Source organism: Streptomyces silvisoli (genome assembly GCF_029269905.1).
GTDB lineage: Bacteria > Actinomycetota > Actinomycetes > Streptomycetales > Streptomycetaceae > Streptantibioticus_A > Streptantibioticus_A silvisoli_A.
On the sequence record NZ_JARJBC010000005.1, the window covers coordinates 158,791 to 177,661 of the forward strand.

16 protein-coding genes and 1 pseudogene are annotated in these 18,871 nt (G+C 69.4%); 6 read left to right on the forward strand and 11 right to left on the reverse strand.

All coding sequences use genetic code 11. From position 1 onward, the window contains the following. Positions 1-137: 137 nt before the first annotated feature. From P3G67_RS10620 to P3G67_RS10635, 4 genes are all read left to right on the forward strand, one after another. A complete protein-coding gene (locus P3G67_RS10620) occupies positions 138-1,700 on the forward strand; it encodes a peptidoglycan-binding protein (protein WP_276093205.1) in 1,563 nt (520 codons plus the stop codon). A 209-nt stretch (positions 1,701-1,909) separates the two neighbouring features. Further along, a complete protein-coding gene (locus P3G67_RS10625) occupies positions 1,910-2,593 on the forward strand; it encodes a GNAT family N-acetyltransferase (protein WP_276093206.1) in 684 nt (227 codons plus the stop codon). Between the two features lie 127 nt (positions 2,594-2,720). After that, positions 2,721-3,320 carry a YceI family protein gene (locus P3G67_RS10630; protein ID WP_276093207.1) on the forward strand — a complete coding sequence of 200 codons (600 nt, stop codon included), beginning with the start codon at positions 2,721-2,723 and terminating at the stop codon, positions 3,318-3,320. A gap of 92 nt (positions 3,321-3,412) precedes the next feature. After that, entirely contained in the window at positions 3,413-4,567 is a 1,155-nt protein-coding gene (locus tag P3G67_RS10635; RefSeq protein ID WP_276093208.1) for a low temperature requirement protein A, read from the forward strand. 391 nt (positions 4,568-4,958) lie between these two features. On the opposite strand, the gene P3G67_RS10640 is transcribed toward P3G67_RS10635, so the two are convergent. The 4 genes and pseudogenes from P3G67_RS10640 to P3G67_RS10655 all read right to left on the reverse strand — a co-directional run bounded on the left by P3G67_RS10640 (position 4,959) and on the right by P3G67_RS10655 (position 8,814). Continuing rightward, positions 4,959-5,837, reverse strand: coding sequence for a YncE family protein (locus P3G67_RS10640; RefSeq protein ID WP_276093387.1), 879 nt, complete (start codon positions 5,835-5,837; stop codon positions 4,959-4,961). Positions 5,838-6,035: 198 nt separating this feature from the next. Then, positions 6,036-7,442, reverse strand: a pseudogene (locus P3G67_RS10645) (alkaline phosphatase family protein); the annotation flags it as partial. 195 nt (positions 7,443-7,637) lie between these two features. Then, a complete protein-coding gene (locus P3G67_RS10650) occupies positions 7,638-8,105 on the reverse strand; it encodes a hypothetical protein (RefSeq protein ID WP_276093209.1) in 468 nt (155 codons plus the stop codon). A gap of 247 nt (positions 8,106-8,352) precedes the next feature. Beyond that, complete coding sequence (locus tag P3G67_RS10655) at positions 8,353-8,814, reverse strand: MarR family winged helix-turn-helix transcriptional regulator (RefSeq protein ID WP_276093210.1); 462 nt, start codon at positions 8,812-8,814, stop codon at positions 8,353-8,355. A 105-nt stretch (positions 8,815-8,919) separates the two neighbouring features. Here P3G67_RS10655 and P3G67_RS10660 point away from each other — a divergent pair, with 105 nt between their 5' ends. Next, on the forward strand, positions 8,920-9,333 hold the full coding sequence (locus tag P3G67_RS10660; RefSeq protein ID WP_276093211.1) for a DUF1398 family protein: 414 nt from the start codon (positions 8,920-8,922) through the stop codon (positions 9,331-9,333). Positions 9,334-9,497: 164 nt separating this feature from the next. Here P3G67_RS10660 and P3G67_RS10665 read toward each other — a convergent pair whose 3' ends face one another. From P3G67_RS10665 to P3G67_RS10685, 5 genes are all read right to left on the reverse strand, one after another. Further along, on the reverse strand, positions 9,498-9,953 hold the full coding sequence (locus P3G67_RS10665; protein ID WP_276093212.1) for a transglycosylase SLT domain-containing protein: 456 nt from the start codon (positions 9,951-9,953) through the stop codon (positions 9,498-9,500). A gap of 803 nt (positions 9,954-10,756) precedes the next feature. Then, complete coding sequence (locus tag P3G67_RS10670; RefSeq protein WP_276093213.1) at positions 10,757-11,482, reverse strand: LysM peptidoglycan-binding domain-containing protein; 726 nt, start codon at positions 11,480-11,482, stop codon at positions 10,757-10,759. Between the two features lie 423 nt (positions 11,483-11,905). After that, a complete protein-coding gene (locus P3G67_RS10675; protein WP_276093214.1) occupies positions 11,906-14,062 on the reverse strand; it encodes a SpoIIE family protein phosphatase in 2,157 nt (718 codons plus the stop codon). Positions 14,063-14,296: 234 nt separating this feature from the next. Next, complete coding sequence (locus P3G67_RS10680) at positions 14,297-14,938, reverse strand: TetR/AcrR family transcriptional regulator (protein WP_276093215.1); 642 nt, start codon at positions 14,936-14,938, stop codon at positions 14,297-14,299. Positions 14,939-15,200: 262 nt separating this feature from the next. Further along, entirely contained in the window at positions 15,201-15,569 is a 369-nt protein-coding gene (locus P3G67_RS10685; protein ID WP_276093216.1) for a VOC family protein, read from the reverse strand. Positions 15,570-15,979: 410 nt separating this feature from the next. Here P3G67_RS10685 and P3G67_RS10690 point away from each other — a divergent pair, with 410 nt between their 5' ends. Then, positions 15,980-16,657, forward strand: coding sequence for a hypothetical protein (locus P3G67_RS10690; protein ID WP_276093217.1), 678 nt, complete (start codon positions 15,980-15,982; stop codon positions 16,655-16,657). A gap of 79 nt (positions 16,658-16,736) precedes the next feature. On the opposite strand, the gene P3G67_RS10695 is transcribed toward P3G67_RS10690, so the two are convergent. Both P3G67_RS10695 and P3G67_RS10700 read right to left on the reverse strand, forming a co-directional pair. Then, on the reverse strand, positions 16,737-18,320 hold the full coding sequence (locus tag P3G67_RS10695; protein ID WP_276093218.1) for an LCP family protein: 1,584 nt from the start codon (positions 18,318-18,320) through the stop codon (positions 16,737-16,739). After that, the gene (locus P3G67_RS10700; protein ID WP_276093219.1) at positions 18,313-18,867 is read right to left on the reverse strand and encodes a DUF6542 domain-containing protein; all 555 of its coding nucleotides are present in this window, start codon (positions 18,865-18,867) and stop codon (positions 18,313-18,315) included. The genes P3G67_RS10695 and P3G67_RS10700 overlap by 8 nt, the downstream gene beginning before the upstream one ends. Positions 18,868-18,871: the final 4 nt, after the last annotated feature.

Here is an 18,871-nt window from a genome sequence, read left to right on the forward strand (position 1 = left end):
CGGTGGAAACGCCGGAAGAGGTTCGAACGTTCATTTCGCCGACGCCTGTTGGTGGGTTTGACCGCTCTCGATGCCATCCGTCCCCCTCATAGGATCGCCGTGTTCCAACCCCTAGCGATCTTCAAGAGGAGATGACCGTGACACGGCCCAGAGGCCAACAGCGCCAGCGCCGCTACCTGTTCATGGCGACGGCGGCCGTGCTGGCCGGAACGGCGGTCGCCGTCCTCGCCGAGAGCGGTGCCCAGGGCGCCAACGACGCCCACGCACAGGCCACTTCGCCCACTACCGGGAACTGGCTGAGTATGAGCGGCGACCACCTGGTGTACGGACACGACGCAGAGGGCAACCGCATCCCCGACTACTCGTACGCCGGGTACGACGGCGGTGGCATACCGCTGCCGAAGGTGCCCACCCGGGTGACCGTCCCCGCGCCGGGCACCGGTGACCAGACCGCGACCATCCAGGCCGCCATCGACAGGGCCTCGGCGCTGCCGCGGGGCGCCGACGGGTTCCGCGGCGCCGTCCAACTCGCCCCAGGCGCCTACCACATCGCCGGTCAGCTGCACATCGACGCCAGCGGTGTGGTCCTGCGGGGCGCGGGTGCCGACTCCTCTGGCACGTCCCTGGTGGCCGACCAGCCGACCGTCCGCACCCTGGTGACCATCGGCACCAAGTCCCGCTACACCACCGTCGGCGCCGCCCAGCAGGTCACCGACGACTACGTGCCCGTCGGCGGCACCACTGTCACCCTCGCCAGCACCCAGGGCCTTTCGGTCGGCGACGAGGTGGTGGTCGAACGGCCCGCCACCCAGGCGTGGATCGACGCGCTCGGTATGACCGACGTGTGGAAGCCGAACTGGAGCCTGAAGTCGGAGCGGAAGATCACCGCCATCAACGGTGACAAGGTGACCGTCGACATCCCGCTGACGACGGCGCTGGAGAAGAAGTACGCCCAGGCCACCGTCTACCGCTACACCTTCCCGCGCATCGACCACGTCGGCGTGGAGAACCTCAGCGAGGACGGCCAGGCCATGTCCGGGGCGCCCGACTATGCCAAGTCCTTCTACAACGCGGCTCCTTGGGAGTTCAACGCGGTGCAGGACTCCTGGGTGAACAACGTCGTCTGGCACCACTTCGGCGGCAGCGGCCAGACCTTCCTCGGCCCGCAGAGCCGCCGGATCTCGGTGCTGCACACCCGGGCCCTGAACATGATCACCACGGACAGCTCGGCTCGTTCCGAGGCGTACCTGCTCCAGGGGCAGGAGAACCTGGTCCAGGACTGCGCGGTGACCGCGGCCAAGATCCACGCCTTCTCCACCTACGGCCGTCAGGCCGGGCCGAACGTGTTCGCCAACTGCCGGGCCACACTGGTGCAGACGAGCTACGACGCCGGTGGCCACGAGCGCTGGGGCAGCGGCACGCTCTACGACAACGTGACCTTGGACGGCTCGCTGCTGCTGGTCAACAACGGCAACCGGGGCAGCGGCCACGGCTGGTCCGACGCCAACAGCACCGCGTACAACTGCACCACCCAGCAGTACATGGTCCAGGACCCGCCCACCGCCCACAACTGGGCCGTCGGCTGCACCGGGACCCTGCAGAAGGGCAGTGACGGGCAGGTCGAGTCGCCCGGCAGGCACACCATGCCCACCAGCCTGTACGCACAGCAGCTGCTGGACCGGGGCGCGGCGCGGCGCTGACACCCTCCACCACCACGGGGCCGCGGGGGCCACCGTCCCCGCGGCCGACGTGATTTCCGGGGGCCGGTGTCCAGTCGATCTTCAACCTGTCAGCCATCCGGCGTCCACCGACCGACAACCTCGCAGCCATCACATGGCGCGACCGTACGCCTGTCGGCACCGAGTCATTCCTCGCCGAACCCAGTACCGCCGCACCGCTGAAGGACCCAGTGCCCGCACCCGTATTCCTCCATGGCCGCACCGTGCGCCTGGAGCCGCTCGCCGAGCATCACGTCGAGGGCCTGGCGGTGGCCGCCAGTGACGATCGCGGCGACCACGCCTTCATACCGGTCCCCAGTGGGTTGGAGGCGGCTGAACGGTACGTCGCCGAGGCGCTGGCGGCCCAGGCGGCGGGCCGGGCGCTGCCCTTCGCCACGGTGGGGGCGGCGGACGGCCTGGTGGTGGGGGCGACACGGTTCTGCGAGCTGGACTACTGGCAGGGGCCGGTGATCTGGCCGCCGGCCCCGCGCGGCCCGCTGGGCGATCCGCTCACCGCGACCCCCGACGCCGCGGAGATCGGCGGCACCTGGCTGTCCGCCCGCGCCCAGGGCACCGGGATCAACACCGAGGCCAAGCTGCTGATGCTGCGGCACGCCTTCGAGACCTGGGGTGTGCGGCGCGTCTCGATCCGCGCGGACGCGCGCAACACGCGCTCCCGCGCGGCCATCGAACGCCTCGGAGCGGTCCTCGACGGGGTACACCGGGCACACACCCGGGGCTTGGACGGCATGGTGCGGGGTACGGCGTTCTACTCGATCCTGGACGACGAGTGGCCGCAGGTGCGGACCCGACTGGAACAGCGGGTCGCGGCGAGTCCCGCGGCGGACGGCGGACGCCCGCTGGTGTCGGCGTAGCGACGGGTATCCGCCGGATTCGGCCGAACGGAGGATTCTCCGCCCGACCTGTTGAACATTAAACCAAACTGCCCTACGCTGAGCCTTGAAAGTTCAAGTTTCAATTAATTCTCCCCGAGGAGTCATCATGGGCATCTTCAACCGCAGGCCAGAGACCACCAGCGCCGCCGCGCCCGCCACCGAGGACCTGTCGCACCTCACCGGCGCCTACACCATCGACACGACGCACAGCGAGATCGGCTTCGCCGTCCGGCACGCCATGGTCACCACCGTGCGCGGCCAGTTCTCCGAGTACGAGGGCAAGCTCCACCTGGACGGCGGCGACCCGACCCGTTCCACCGCCGAGGTGGTGATCAAGGTCGCCAGCATCGACACCAACCAGGAGCAGCGCGACGGCCACCTGCGCACCGGTGACTTCTTCGACGCCGAGACCTACCCCGAGATCACCTTCCGCAGCACCTCCGCGCAGCAGATCGACGCCGAGACCTACCGGCTCACCGGCGACCTCACCATCAAGGGCACCAGCAAGCCGGTCTCGATCGACTTCACCTTCAACGGCAGCGCCAAGGACCTGTACGGCAACGAGCGCGTCGGCTTCGAGGGCAGTACCACCATCAACCGCACGGACTGGGGCCTGAGCTACAACGCCGCCCTGGAGACCGGCGGTGTCCTCATCGGCGAGAAGGTCAAGCTCACCTTCGACATCTCCGCCGTCAAGTCCGCCTGAACCACGGCCCGTTGACGCCGCCCGCACGCGGGCGGCGCGGCCCCGCACACCCAAGATCCGGCAACGCGGTGGCCGTCTGGAACAATCCCCTGGTGAGCACAGCGAACAACGCGCCCGCGGCGGCGCAGAGCGTGCGGCCGTTGGAGTTGTTCTTCGACCTGGTCTTCGTCTTCGCGATCACCCAGATCGCCTCGGTCCTCACCGCCCTGCCGACCGGGGAGGGACTGGCCCGGGTCATCGTCCTGCTGGCCATCACCTGGTGGATGTACGGCGGCTACGCCTGGCTCACCAACGCCCTTGACCTGGAGCGGACCGGAGCCCGGCTGCTCCTGCTGGTCGGTACCGCGGCGTTCTTCGTGATGTCGCTGGCCGTGCCGAGGTCCTTCGAGACCGGCCTGTGGGGTGTGGTGCTCGGCGCGGCGTATCTGGTCGTCGTGCTGGTGCACACGGTCGGATTCATCGGGACCTCCGGGCACCGGGGCATCACCCGGATCGGGCCGCTCAATCTGGCCAGCGCGCTGATCGTGCTGGCCGCCGGTGCGGCCCCGGACCGCTGGCGGCTGCCGGGGCTGGCCCTGGCGTGCGCGCTCCAGGTTCTGACGCCGTTCATCGGCGGCGTCGGCGGATTCACGGTCGGCGTCGGGCACTTCGTGGAACGGCACGGTCTCGCGGTGATCATCTTGCTTGGAGAGTCGATCGTCGAGGTCGGATCGGCCGCCACGGGCCAGCGAGACCTGGTGACGGTGGTGGCGGGCGCGCTACTGGCGCTCGCCCTCAGTGCCGCGATGTGGTGGCTGTACTTCGACCGCGAGGAACGGGACAGCGAGCAACTGCTGCACCGCGTCCCGGCGCAGCGGCGCTCGCGGGTCGCGCTGTACTCGTTCGGCTATGCGTATCTCGTCATGATCTTCGGCATCGCCGTCACGGCGGTCGGCATGCAGAAGGCGATCAACTCGTTCGACACACCGCTGCGCGGGCTGCCGTTGGGAATGCTGCCGCTCGGAGCCGCGCTCTTTCTCGCGGGGTTGGCGTACTTCCACCGCGTGTTGGCCGGGACGTGGCCGGTGTCGCGCCTGGTGGGCGCCGTGGCCGTCGGTATCGGTGTCCCCGCCGCGCGCTGGGTCGGCGGTTGGCTGGCGCTGACGGTGACCACGGCGGTCCTGGTGGGCCTGGTGGTGGCCGAGCGGCGGCCGGTCCCCGCGGGCCGACGCCCGAACGGCGGGTCCCGGGTGCCGATGTCCGGATAGCCGTGAACGCCGCCGCTCGGAGCCGGTGCGGGCCCCGGCTGGCACGGCCGTTGACACCGTCGCCGTGACGGCGGACGCCCATGGACCCGCGACAACCGGAGCAGCAGACGCACTCAGTGGTCCGCCTCATCCCTGTGGTCTCGCGGCGGACAGCCAGCACCGTGACCGGCGGACGACCAGCGCGGCAAGGCGATCCGGCGCTCCCGGGACGCACCGGCCGCCGACCTGCCGGGGCGGCCGCCCCGTGGAACGGCGGGACGGACCGTGAAGCACCACAGCGCCCCGGCTCCACGTTGGGAGCCGGGGCGCGCGAGGCTGTAGACACTGGGATCATCCACGCACCAACGCGTAGCAGTTGGGCGCGCGGAAGAGTCCCCGCCGGGGTGTGGTCCTAGGCGATCACCACTCCACTGGGCTCGGTCGACAGGCCGAGCGGAGTGCTGGCGACGACCTCCAGCGTCTTCGCGTCGATCACGTCCACCGTGCTGGCGGCATTGGTGGACACCCACACGGCGCTGTCCGTCGCGGTGATCCCGGTCGGCACATGGTGCACCCGCACCGTACGCAGCACCGTGTGGCGCGCGGCGTCCAGCACCGTGACGGTGTCGTCTCCGGCACCGGTCACGTAGACGCGGGCACCGTCCGGGCTGACCGCCAGCTGCCAGGGGGTTTTGCCGACCCGGACCCGGGCGACGACCTGGTGGCTGCGGGTGTCGATCACCGACACGGTCCGCTGCCAGGTGTTGGCCACGTAGATGTGCTTGCCGTCCGGATGTACCGCAACGCCGTTGGCCCGCGCCTGGCCGGTGAGGTGGGTGCGCGGTGCGCCGTGCCCGGTGTCCACGACGGCCAGCCCGTCGGCGCAGGTGACGTAGAGGTGCCTGCCGTCCGGGCTGGCCGCGACGGCGTGCGGGGCGAGACCGGCCTGCCAAGTCGCCCGTACCCTGTCGGAGTTGGTGTCGATCACCGAGATCGTCCGGGATCCGCCGGGACCGGTGTCCGGACCCGTGTTGGCCACGTAGACGCTGGTGCCGTCCGGCGACACCGCGACGCCGTGCGGGTAGAGGCCGACGGTGACGCTGGGGGCGAACGTGCCCTTCCTGGTGTCCAGTACGGAGACGGCGCTCCCGCCGGACTCGGTGACGTAGAGCTTGCTGCCGTCCGGCGTCCGGGCGATGCCGTACGGGTTCGGCCCGCACGGGATGCTGGCGACCAGCTTGTGGTTCGAGGTGTCGATGGCCGCGATGGAGTAGCTGACGATGCCCGCCACATAGGCGTGGACACCGCTGGTCGGACCGGTCTTGGGGACCGAGTCCTGGATACCGGGGAAGTCGGTGCCCGCGGTGCCGTGCGGGAAGTCGGCGCTGTGTGTGGTGGAGTTCTCGACGACCCGGCTGGTGGCGTACTGGCGGGTACCGCTGAGTGCGCTCGGTGTGGTGTCCGACGTCGCGACCGGCTTGAGTCCGGGACCCTCGTCCTGGTGCGGGGGAGTCTGGTCCTTGCCCGGTACCGGTGGTGCGGGCAGCGTTGCGACCTCGTGCTCGGCGACCCACAACTGGTGCTTCGTCGCGGGAAGTTGAGGGAACGGCCGGATGTGCTTGAAGCCGAACGCCGAGGTCAGGTCGCCGAAGGTGCGCCGCCGCCATTCGCTGATGTTGGTCTCCCGTACTCCCGTGAGCCGCTCCAGGAAGCGCAGCACCGAGGTGTGGTCGAAGGGCTCGCTACACACGAAGCCGCCCAGCGTCCACGGCGAGACGATGATGCACGGCACCCGGATCCCGGCGCCGATCGGCAGGCCGTCCACGAACTCGTCGGGGGTGCCAGAGGGCGGAGTCGGCGGGATGACGTGGTCGAACAGTCCGTCGTTCTCGTCGTAGTTGATGATGAAGACCGTCTTGCGCCACACCTCGGGATTGGCGGCGACCGCGTCGAGCTGCCGGGCCAGGAAGTCCGCGCCGGACGCCGGAAGGTAGTCCGGGTGCTCGCACTGCGGCGAGGTGGGGATGATCCAGGAGACGGTGGGCAGCCGGTCGTTGAGCGCGTCTTGGGCGAACTGGTCGGCGGGGCCGATGGTCAGGCCGTGCTCGTAGAGCGGGTCACCGGGAGCGGAGTCCTGGAAGGCCTTGAAGAACTCCAGCGGGTTGCAGCCGTAGTCGTCCTCCTCCTGGTACACGTGCCAGGAGATCCCCGCCTTGGTGAGCCGCTCCGGGTAGGTCGTCCAACGGAACGGCTTCGGTATCACGTTGCTGATCACCGGGCCGCCGAAGGCGCCGCTCGGATCGATGGTGCCGGACCAGTGGTAGAGCCGGTTCGGCCAGGTCGGGCCCAGTACCGAGCAGTGGTAGGCGTCGCAGATGGTGAAGGACTCGGCGAGTGCGAAGTGGAACGGGATGTCGGCGCGCTCGTAGTAGCCCATGGTGTACGGGCCGTGTGCCTCACCGTCGGCCTTGCGGTGCGCGGGGACCCAGTTGTCCATCGCGCCGCCGTTCCACGCCTCGTGCTGCACCGACCACGCGTGGCTGGTCGACGGGATCGCCTGGGCGCTGCTGGTTCTGGTGTCGAGGTGGAACGGCAGCAGGTAGCCGTCCGGATTGGCCGGATCCGGCTGGTGGAAGATCGACCGGCCGTTGGGCAGCTTCGCGGCGTCGGGGTCGTCGAAGCCCCGTACCCCGCGCATGGTGCCGAAGTAGTGGTCGAACGAGCGGTTCTCCTGCATGAGGATCACGACGTGTTCGATGTCGTCCAACGAACCGGGGCGCTGGGCCGTTTCGGCCATGGCACGCCGCAGGTTCGGCGGCAGGAACGATGCCGCGGCGGCGGCTCCGCCGACACCGAGTGCGGACTTGAGTACGTGCCGGCGCGAGAACTCGTTCATGACCACCTCGATGTCAAGATCGGGACCGCGTCACAGCACACAGCAACTCGCCCAGCGGCACAAGACATTGAGCTGGCCGGAGATTGAAATCGCGGGGGGCCAGGGCGAAATGGGCCATGGTCCAGCCCCCGTCCGTCACCGCGGGGGAAGCGGCCGACGTACGGGGGCCGGGCGTCAAACGGAACGGTTCGGCGGTCAGAACACGAACGGGCCCGGGTCCTGCGCCGAGGTGGCGTTACAGGTCACGGTGATGCCGAAGACCGTCACCGTGAGCGAGGTGGCCTGGAGGCCGTCACCGGTGGGGACGGTTCCGGTGAGCGGGCCGGTGGACACCGGGCTTCCCGCGGGGATGTCCGGGTTGGAGTTTCCGGTCAGCGTCACGGTTTGGGAGTTGCTGTCGGTCAGGACGAGGGACGAGCTGACCGAGTTGGCGGAAACCTCGATGGGAGCGGTGATCGCCGAGGTGGAGAGCGTGATGGTGGCCGTGCTGCTGTCCTGGGAGGCGGTGAGCGTGGCGGTACCCGAGCCGAAGGAGCCGCAGTCGAACGACACCGTGGCGGTGTCGGGCGAGACCGCGCCCGCGAACGGCGCGGTCACCAGGCTGGCCGCGACGATCACACCGGAGCCGAGCACCGCACCGATCCCAAGCCTTCTATGCCGCATGAGCTTTCCCTTCCGGATGCGCAACTGTGGGGGGAACCGGCGTTGCCGACCGCTCTCATGGCGGAGGCAGGGCATTGATCAGCGATTAACCGGCGTTCGCGCGAGACAGCGGTTCGAACCCACGCCGACCGCTTCGGTTCTGACGAGTAGTCAGCCAACCGGTACCACGGCCCATTGATGCACGGCCGACGTTAGACAACAAGGCTCACCGCCAAGGTTTTTTGGCGTGTCCAGGTCACGTTTGCGGTCAAGGTGCCTCATGTGAAGGGCTCGAAGACCTCTCCTGCTGTTGGCGGACGCGGTGGGTGAGACGGCGCAGCAGGTCCCTGGTGGCGGCGATCTCGCCCGGAGGGAAGTCGGCGGCCAGCGCGCGGTGGGACTCGGTGGCGCGGGTCGTGATCTCTCGCAGGACGTGACGTCCGTCGGGTGTGAGTTCCAGCAGGGGTGAGTTCCGGTGGTCGGGATTGGGCTGGAAGGTGGCGAGGTCCTCGCCGACGAGGTCGTTGGCCACGCGCTGCACCCCCTGGCGGGCGATGCCCAGGCGGCGGGCCGCCTGGGCCACGGTTCGCGGCCCGTCGGAGAGGACGCTGAGCAACTGCCACCGGGCCTGCGTCTGCCCCATGGTCGCGGCGATCGCCTCGCCCGACCTGCGCAGCGCTCCTGCCGCCTCGAAGACGTCCGCGACCAGCAGGGCCATCTCGTCACTCATTGCGCAACCCCTAGATTGGCAACATGTTGCACTATTGGAAACATGTTGCCATGATAGCCGACCCGCCATGCCGGGGCGCCACCTCCTCACCCATCCGGAGACACCTTGAGTACCGCGACTACGAACGTGCGTGCCGCCATGGAACGTGCGGCCGCCATCCGCCCCAAGGTCGGCGGGTTCCCCTATCTGGCCGAGACGCTGCGCCAGGCCGGAGTCACCCGCTGCCGCATGGCCGTGCCGTCAAACGCGATGCTGTACCTCACCGATGCCGGACCCGTCGTCGACCAGGGCGAGCCGCTGGTCACGGGCATGGTCGACGTCATGGCGTTCGATCGCGAGGCCCTCGTCAAGGCACTGCGCGCCGACCAGGCGGGCGAGACCACGTTCCACGAGTTCGTCCAGGGTTGCTGGAAGGCCGGTGTGGTCTGGTACGACGTCGACCTGGTCGCGCGCACCTGCACCTACTACGGCGCCGACGGCGACAGCTACACCGAGATCTACGTCGCGGTGGATGTCTGACGGGCTCCACCGCCGACCCCGCCCCGCTACGGCGCTGGATATCGGTTCAGCGGCCGGGAGTCCTGGGCCGAAGGGCAGTTGCAAGGAGGAAACGCCGCGCGGGGCGGCGGCACTTGGAGTGCCGTCGCCCCGCGTGGAGTGGGGGTCTCGCCTGGAGTGCGCGCTCAGTAGGCGGAGTTGACGTTGTCGATCGAGCCGTAGCGGTGTGCCGCGTAGTTGGCGGAGGCGGTGATGTTGGCGACCGGGTCGTAGATGTTCGAGGAGGTACCGGTTACGTGGTAGGCCTTGAACGTGGGGTCGATCACCTGCATGAGGCCCTTGGAGGGGGTGCCGATCTTGGCGTTGGAGTCCCAGTTGTTGATGGCGTTGGGGTTGCCTGCGGACTCGCGCATGAGGTTGCGGTGGATGCCGTCGTAGCTGCCGGGGATGCCCTTGTCGTGCATGACGACCAGGGCTTGCTTGATCCAGCTGTCGACGCTGCCGCTCTGGGTGGCCGCCGATGCGCTCGGGGCGCCGGCGGTCGCGGCGAGTACCGACAGGCCGGTGGCGGCGAGGCCGCTGAGGGCGAAGGTACGGGCCTTGGTCAGGCGGCGGGTCGAGGGCTTGGTGAAGCGCAGCATGCGAGGGGTACCTCTTTCGTCGGGGACTCCAAAAGCATTAACCAGGCATTAGGGGCAAAACAAGACATAAGAATCGGCGTGGGCTACGACCTGGATTAGTACGGCGACATTCACTCGCGGGTGAGCCCCCGCCATTCCCGGCTTGCGGGCACCTGGTTGCCACTAAGTGGCCTCGTATGTGACGCGCCTCATATCGGGGGCATCACAGTGAACCCCCCTTAGTGTGATGTGGGTCATATTGCGCCCGTCACACAAATAGGCCGGTGGGTGGGGAAGGCGCTGTAAGGAATGCCGAAGGCCCGGAAATCAGGAGGCCTGGAAATCAGGGGGCCCCGCGTCGGCCCCGGCGCGGTGCTGGCCGCGCTTGGCTCGGGCCCCCGGCGGGTGCCGCTGGCGCGGCTCGGGGTGGAGGCGGTGCGGGTTGCTCGCGGCTCAGTCGCCGCGATGGCGGCCGGCTCCTGGATGAGAGGGCTGCGCCGGGATGCCCGCCGCGTCGGGCAGGGGTGGCCGGGGGGCGGATGCCGCTGATCGTGACCGCCATCCACATCGGGGTGGGCCTGGAAGGCCGCCGCGGACAGACGCCTGACCCGCGGTATGTCATCGGCTGCGCAGCGCGCACCGCACCGGGGGCGATCAGGCCTGACGCGCAGCCGACCGTGAAGGCGTCGCGGTCGCGTACCGCGCGGCGGCGTACGGTTCGATCACGTCGACCATGGGCGTTGCCGTCGCCTGGGCGCTCGGTTGCGGAAACGGCGAACCGCCGCGCGTGACGCACGGCGGTTCGGTGGTGCTATGAGGTGCGATCAGTAAGCGCTGTTGACGTTGTCGATCGAACCGTACCGGTGCGCCGCGTAGTTGCAGGCGGCGGTGATGTTGGCGACCGGGTCGTAGATGTTCCATGACGTACCGGCCACGTGGTAGGTGGTGAACGTCGGCTGGATCACCTGGAGCAGACCGATCGAGGGGTGACCGGCGGCGGCGTTGGAGTCCCACAGGTTGATGGCGTTCGGGTTGCCGGAGGACTCGCGCATGATGTTGCGGTGGATGCCGTTGTAGCTGCCGGGGATCCCGTTCTGATGCATGATCGCCAGCGCGTGGTTGATCCAGCCGTCCAGGTTGTTCGGGTACGACTGCGTGCTCGTCGTGGCCGAGGAGGACGTCGCGGTGGTGGCCGAGGCCGGGGTGGCAGTCGCCACGGAGGGCGTGCTGGAGGCGGTGGACGAGCTGGACGCGGTGGACGCGGTCGATCCGCCGGGGAGGGTCAGCTGCTGCCCGGGCTGAAGGACGTACGGGCTCGTGATGCCGTTGGCCCGGGCGAGCGCCTGCCAGCCACCGGTCACGTTCTCGGCCTGGGCGATCCCCGACAGGCTGTCACCGGACTGGACGGTGTACGTCGCCGGTGCGGAGCTCGCGGTGGCGGCCTCGGCCGCGCCGGGCGCGGCCAGGCAGGTGAGGGCGAAGGTGCCGGCGATGACGGCGCCACTGGTGAATCCAAGGCGCTTACGGCGGTTGGGTGCAGGAGTGGGCATGAGAGCAGACCTCTTCCGGGGGGCTTGTCCGCAGTTGCCGGTCCCCTCGGCAATAAGCCCGCATCTCGACTAGCGGTGCGCTGCGGCGGGGACATTCTTAGCTGCTCGGAAATAGGTCCACAATTGCTCTTTTTACTACCTTGGTTAGTTGCGCGGGCCGGTGACCGGGACCTTCGGCCCGCATCATTGGTCCTGTAAGGAGGACGTAAACCACTAGGTCACTTCGTAAGTGACTTGCGCCCTATGTCGCGCATCACATGATGCAGGGCAGAAAGGACGCATGGTGACGTTAGCGGTGCGGAATGTGCATATTCCGTCCCGAACGCGGTCGGAATTGGCCCGTATATGAACGCAGCCGACATTCTGCAGAAAATGCATTAGATGCAGAAAAGGAGCTAAGCGTCTCTATGGGGTGAAACGGACTTAAGGTGCTTCACTTGCTATCGGCTGCTCGCACCAGATGGTCTTGCCATCCCGGGCGTGCCGGGTGCCCCAGCGCTGGGTGAGCTGGGAGACCAGCAGCAGCCCGCGCCCGCCCTCATCGAAGCTCCGCGCACGGCGCATGTGCGGTGCGGTGTTGCTGCTGTCGGACACTTCGCAGATCAGCGTCTCGTCGCGGATGAGCCGCAGCTCGATCGGCGGCTGGGCGTGCCGGATCGCGTTGGTGACCAGCTCGCTCACCACCAGTTCGGTGGTGAAGGCCGCCTCGTGCAGCCCCCAACTGGCGAGTCGGCGAGCGGTCCACGCACGGGCATCGGCCACGGCGGCGGGGTCCGCCGGGATGCCCAGACCGGCGACCCGATCAGCGGCCAGCGCCTTGGTACGGCCGATCAGCAGCGTCGCGTCATCGGAAGGCCGCTCGGGGAGTACCTCCTCGAAGACCGACTCGCACAGCGCCCGCGCTGACAGCGTGGGACGGGCGAGAGCCCGGCGCAGCCGCCGCAGACCCTCGTCGACATCACGGTCCCTGGAGGCGATCAGGCCGTCGGTGTAGAGGGCGAGCACGCTGCCCTCCGCGAGTTCCACCTCGGCCGCCTCGAACGGGAGGTTGCCCAGCCCGAGCGGCGGCCCCAGCGGCAGCTCAGGGAACTCAACCGTGCCGTCCGGGGCCAGTACGGCGGGCGGTGGATGCCCTGCGCGGGCGATGCTGCAGCGCCGGGAGACCGGATCGTAGACCGCGTATGTGCAGGTGGCGCCCTGCTCGGCGGCCTCGGCCTGCCCGTCGTCCTCGGTGGCGAGACGCGTGACGAGGTCGTCGAGATGGGTCAGCAGCTCGTCCGGGGGCAGGTCGACATCGGCGAGGGTGCGTACGGCGGTGCGCAGCCGGCCCATGGCCGCCGCCGCGGTGATGCCGTGGCCGACGACATCGCCGACCACCAGTGCCACGCGCGCACCGGACAGCGGTATGACGTCGAACCAGTCGCCCCCCGCGCCGCTTCGACCACCCGCCGGCCGGTAGCGTGCGGCGACGTCGACCGCCGCCTGCGCCGGAAGACGCTGGGACAGCAGGCTGTGCTGGAGCGCGAGGGCCGCCGTGCGCTCTCGGGAGAAGCGGCGGGCGTTGTCCAGGCAGAGGGCGGCGATGGCGACCAGTTCCTGGGCGAGTAGGCGGTCGTCGTCGGTGAACGCATCCGCGCTGCGCCGGAAGAAGACGGTGACGCCCAGGATCGCGCCCCGCGCGGATATCGGCACCGGCATGAGCGACTGGAACTTGAACGCCTGGAAGCGCGCGGCCCGCGCGGGGTCCATGGCCAGCCACGCCTGCACGACGGGGTCGGGCGTGCGCAGCACGGCGGGCTTGCCGGTCGCCATGGAGCGCACCGGGGGTGACTGCGCCGGGTAGTAGTCCACTTCCCCCGGCTTGCGCACGGCCTCCGGTTCGCCTGCGAGCACTGAGCGGTTCGCCATCCGGCGCAGTGCCACGGTCCGGGTGAAGGGGCCGGGCTCGTCGCCGCGGAGCACGGTGTCCAGGAGGTCGACGGTGACCCAGTCGCAGAGCCGGGGAACCGCGGTGTCGGCGAGTTCCTGAGCGGTGCGCATCAGGTCGAGCGTGCTGCCGATGCGGGAGCTGGCCTCGTTGATCATGGCCAGCCGCTCCTGGGCGCGGTGCTGCTCGGTGATGTCGTCCACCGTGGTGCAGACGCCGAAGACCTGGCCTTGCTGGTCGTGGAGCGGCGCGGCGGTGGTGGCGAAGATCCGATCATGGTCGGGGTCGGCCGCTGAGCGTCCCCGGATCTCGTCCACCACAGCCGGTTCGCCGGTGGCGAGCACCTGGCGCACACAGCGTTCCCACACCGCCGGGTCGGGGCCGTAGGCGAGCCTCGACAGTCGGTGTGCTTGGCCGTCCGTCGGTGGAGCGCCGAGGAGGCGGCCCATCGCGGTGTTCTGCCGTATGCAGCGCAGATCGGCGTCGAAGACCGCCACCGCGATCGGTGACTGGCTGAACAACCAGTCCAATATGGCCTGTTCCTCATGCGAGCACCGGAGCTGGCCGGGCGTTGCCGCCATGATCGCCTCGTCTCGCTCCTGCGCAGCGTGCGTCCGCGCCTGGCTGATCGCCAAGCCGCTCACGACCAGCATGCTCCCCATATAGATCCGGTACAACCGGATCTATATGGGTTTGCCCGGCTTGCAGTGGAGCCGCCGCCTTGCCCTCCTGTCGGCGGACGCAGGTCTTCCGGACCCCACCTGACGCCCGCTCACCGGCGTCACGCGGCGGATCCGCCGCCGATCCCGGGGACTGGCGCAGGGCGCGGCCCACACGGCTCGGGCTGCTGGCGAACGACTGCGGGTGTCCCTATATCTGGGGTGCGGTCACCGGGCCTCCTCATGTTTGGTGAGCGCGCCGTACAGGAAGAGGGTGACCAGTTCGCGGTCGGTGAGCGGCTCGGGGGCGCCAGGGCGCCCGGCGGACATCAGCAGGAGCTGGAAGGCGTCCGCGAGCCGTTCCGGGGCGAGCCGCAGGCTGTCCCGGTCGGGCTCGAACAGGGCGGCCAGGGCCGCGCGTGGCGTGGCGAGGGCCGCTTCGCGGTCCGGCGGGCGGGTGTCCGTGCCCGGCTGGTCGGGGGCCGGTCGCCCAAGCCGCCCGGCGGAGGCAAGGGCGCCCGCCACGGCGCCTATCCGGGCCATGTACCCGCGCATCACCTCGGCGGCCTCGGTGAGGCGGGCCGTGAGCGGTTGGTCCAGGGAGATCGATTCCAGGTGGGCGACGGCGTCGTCGGAGCGCAGGGCCTCGGCCATGCAGGCCGCGAGCAGTGCGTCCTTGTCCGGGAAGACGCGGAATATCGTGCCTTCCCCGATGCCCGCGGCTCGGGCGATCTTCGCCGTGGTCACGGAGGCGCCGTACTCGATGACGAGAGGGAGGGCGGCGGTGACGATCATCGCCCGGCGCCCTTCGGGATCCATGGCCGGGGCGCGGCGGCGGGCTGGCGTGGTGGAAGCGGTGTTCTCCGTCATGCCTCAACTCTACGGAGTGAGTACTCACTCCGTCAAGATGTCGCCCGCTCCGTCGAGAGGTGATGTCGCCCAGAGTGCGGTCCGGAGGGGGTGGCCGGTCGGCCGAAGAGACGGATCAACTCCCGTAACACTGCTGCCGGTTGTCCCTCGGCGATGCTGGGGGCCGGTCGCCTCGACCAGCGGCCGGTGCGCGTCGGCACCCGTTCACATCCCGGTCGGCAGTCGCTCGGGCAGCGCGCGGGCCTTGTGCCCGTGCCCGGCGTCAGGTGAGGGGCTGGAGGAACTCCAGACGGTTGCCGACCGGATCGGTGCTGTAGAAGCGGCGGTGCCCAGGCAGGTTGTCGTCCCACACCACCGGGGCGTTGTGCGCGGCGAGCCGTTCCGCGAGCGACTCGATGTCCGTGACCCGCAGTCCAGGGTGGGCCTTGAGCGCGGGGCGGAAGGGATCCTCGATGCCCAGGTGGAGTTGGACGCCGCGGTCGTCGCTGGCGAACCAGCAGCCGCCCCGAGCGGCGAGCACCGGCGGCTTGGGGATCTCGACCATGCCGAGCGCGCCGACGTAGAAGGCCCGCAGGATCTCCTCGCTCGCGGGAGGCGCGGCAAGCTGAACGTGGTCAAGGGCAGTGAGCATGGTGAACTGGCCTCCAGTCGGAGCGGGTTGGACCGTCCGGCCCACCGCTCACCATGTCCGGGCGCGACGAGCGCGCGTTGGGTGACGGTTACCGCGAGCCGGTAGAAAGCGGGGAGAAGTGGATGCGGGGCTGACTGTGGCCCGGACTGCTGCCGCAATCCATGTTTTCGCCTCCTCCCGGCCGGGGGCGCTCGCCTTGGAGACCTCAACGCCCGTAAACCACTTGAGTATAGACAGCTACTTGCGTAACGATGCAAATACTTGGCGGAGTCTTGATGCTCCAGTGCGTGACGGTCAACGGCGCGCCGATGCGTCAGAAGTTGCGCAACCAGGGAACTGAAGCAGCGAGTTACCGCGTCGCTCCGAGTAAGAGGTCAGCGGAGTGACAGCACGACCACCGGAGGAAGACCATGGGGGAACCTTCTGCGTATCGCCCTACAGCGGGCACCTTTTCCAGTAGCCCCGGCTACCTGTTGCAGGAGGACCGAGGTGATTTCGACCAGGTTCTGCAACAGGCCCTGGAGGCTCCGCGGATCCGGGGGGCGCTGGCCGACTCCGGTGAAGCGGTCACCGTCGAGCAGTTGCGCACCCGGGCGTTCGGGGCGAGTGCCTTCATCGCCGCCGCCGCACAGGCGGAGTACCAGGAGTACGTACGGGTCCGTGAGGCGGCCGTCCACCCGGACGGGGCACGCGCCGAGCGGGAGGGCAGCGTCGCTCCGGACTTGGGCGGAGGCGGCCAGCTTGGAGCGGCGTTGGCCGTGCTCGTTCCGGTGCTGGGCGGCATTGCCTCCGCGGTCTTCCTGCTGCTCGGCTACGGTCTGCGGCTTTCCGCCGCCTGGCCGCAGTTCGCGGGAACGCTGATCGCCACGGGATGGGCGGCGGCCGGAATCTCCGCGGTGGTCGCGCTGTCCGACGCGGTCGGACTGCTGGCCAGCGCGGCGCGCAACGGCGCCGAGGCGGACGCCGCGCACAGCCCGGAGGTCGAGCGTGCCCGCGGCAAGTGGCGAGTGGCGCTGTTGGAACGCGGCATGTTGCCCTATCTGCTGGGCCAGTTGCCGCAGAGGCGGCCCGCCGGGATCGAGGCGTAGGACGGCGCGTTGGCCGCGTTCCGCGAACGAAACCCCGGGGCCGGCCCCGGGGTTTCGCCTATCGCCTCGCGCCGGGGCGTCAGTTGACGCAGGGGATGCCGCCCTCCTTCACGGAGTCGCCCGCGAAGGCGCTGTCCGGCGGCGTCGACGGCGAACTCGACGGGGAAGCGGACGGGGCCGTGCCGCTGGAACCGGTCGAGGTTGCCGGGGGCGCGGTGAAGTCCGTGCCAAGGGTGATCTGGACGTGACCGGCCGGGACCGACGCGCTGGAGACGGCCGCGGCGGTGCCGAGCTTGGAGGCGAGCTGCTGGGCTGCCTGCTGCGCGCCCGCGCCGTAGAGGACCGTGGTCTTCAACTGGGTCGCGGCGTTGGACGTCCGCCCGGCCGAGTAGCCGAGCGTCGTCAGTGCCTTGAGCTCGTCGGCCGCCGCGCCGGTCTTGCCCGAGCCGTTGAACACGTCCACCGTCGCGGGCGCGGGCTTGGCCGTGTCGGACGACTTGGTGCCACCGGAACTGGGGGAGGGGGACGGGTCGTGCCCGATGGTCGCCTGCACGATGGACCTGATCTGGTCCGGGTTGACCAGGTTGACGTCCTCGTTGTTGCGCATCCCGAAACCGGCGATCGGCAGGGTGTGGAAGACCACGTTGCCGCCGGTGAGGTTGGTGGCCTGCTGGGCGAAGTCCAGCACGTCGAACTTGTTGTCGATGACCAGGTCCTTCTTCACCACGCCGAACAGTCCCTGGAGCTTGCCCAGGTCGTTGAAGACCCCCTCGGTCTTCAACTTGTGGGTGACCGAGGAGATGAACGCCTGCTGGCGGTGGGTACGGTCCAGGTCTCCGCCGTCCAGGCCGTGCCGCTGCCGTACGAACGCGAGCGCCTGCTTGGGGTTGAGGTTCTGCGACCCGGCCTGGAAGTTCGCGCCGGAGTACCAGTCGTGGACCGGGTGCTTGAGGCAGACCTGGATGGGCTGGAGTACCTGCGCGATGTCGTAGAAGCCCAGCAGGTTCACCTCGGCGAAGTGGTCGATCGGTACGCCCAGGAAGTTCTGCACCGTCGCCAGCGTCGCCTCACGACCGGCCTCTCGGCTCTGCGCCTCCAGGTCGGCGCCCTTGACGCCCTGCGCGGACAGCTTGTCGTGGGCGACCGTGTAGGCGTTGGCGTACGCCTCCTTGATCTTGTAGTGCCCCTGTGATGTGCCGTCCCCATTGAAGGTCTGGACGTAGTCGTCGCGCGGGATGGAGAACGCGGTGACCTTGCCGCCGTCCGCGGGTATGTGCATCAGGATCAACGTGTTGGTGTTGTAGTACCCGATGTCACTGGAACCGGCGTGCAACTGGTCCTGGACGAACTCCTTCGGCAGGTCGTTGCCGTTCATGTCCTTGCGCGAATCCAGGCCGATCAGCAGCAGGTTCACCGAGTTGTCGAGGTGCTTGGGCGCGTGCTGGCCCACCTTGTCCAGCGCGTCGGAGGTGTTCAGACCGCTGGTGATCCAGTGGTACGCGGCCCAGGAGACCCCGCTGGCCGCCAGCACCGCCGCCGAGGACAGGCACACGGCGACCCGCCCGGCGACCACCAGCGGCGAACGCCGGGGTGCCTTGCTGTTGCGGCGGGCGGCCCGGCTGCCCGCTCGCCCGGACGACTCGGCACCGACTTCGTCACGCACCGCTGCTCCTCCTGTTACGCCTGGCCCGGACAAGTCGCGCCGCCAGTACGGCGATCACCGTGATCTCGGCCGCCGCCATGGCCGGGAACGCGTCAACGGCCCAGTGCACGGCTGAGGTTGTCAGCTTGCCATGAGAGGTGGACGTGCTCGCCAGTTGTTCGGCGGCGATGGTGATCGCGGCCAGCACGAGCGGCGGCGCCGACAGCACCAGCCAGGTGCCCTCGCGGGTACTGTTCATCGCGGTCAGCGCCGCCGCGAGCGCCGCCGTGATCGTGAAGGTCCAGCCCAGTGCCGAGCCCAGCAGCTCGTCCAGCAGGGCACCCGCCACCGGCAGTGCCAACGCCAGCAGGACGATCCTGCCGAGCGGCGCCGCACCGGGTTTGTTCCGCTTGCTCCGTGCGGTGCGGCCGGGGGCCTGCCCCGCGCCAGCTCTACGGGAGCCGTCCGCCGCTCGGCCGCGCGGGCCCGGCACACGGCGGGACTGCCGTGCCGTCTCTCGCGGCAGGTACATCGACTCGCTCGGGGCTTCGGCGCTCTGGCCTGTCATTCGC